Consider the following 383-nt stretch of genomic DNA (forward strand, 5'->3'; position numbering starts at 1 on the left):
GCTGCTTCGGCTTCTTGGCGTTCACGTTCTGCTTGTTCTTCCGCTAACCGTGCTGCTTCGGCTTCTTGGCGTTCACGTTCTGCTTGTTCTTCCGCTAACCGTGCTGCTTCAGCTTCTTGGCGCTCACGCTCTGCTTGTTCTTCCGCTAACCGTGCTGCTTCGGCTTCTTGACGTTCACGCTCTGCTTGCTCTTCCGCTAACCGTGCTGCTTCGGCTTCTTGACGTTCACGCTCTGCTTGTTCTTCCGCTAACCGTGCCGCTTCGGCTTCTTGACGTTCACGCTCTGCTTGCTCTTCCGCTAACCGTGCTGCTTCGGCTTCTTGGCGTTCACGTTCTGCTTGTTCTTCCGCTAACCGTGCTGCTTCGGCTTCTTGGCGTTCACG

The 383-nt window shown here is 56.4% G+C and carries 1 protein-coding gene; it reads right to left on the reverse strand.

All coding sequences use genetic code 11. The features are described 5' to 3' along the window. On the reverse strand, nucleotides 1-383 hold a 383-nt coding region (locus tag OQV04_RS24915), incomplete at both ends, for a hypothetical protein (RefSeq protein ID WP_332643265.1).

The organism is Escherichia sp. Lx600-2, assembly GCF_036662595.1.
GTDB classification, from domain to species: Bacteria; Pseudomonadota; Gammaproteobacteria; order Enterobacterales; family Enterobacteriaceae; genus Escherichia; species Escherichia coli.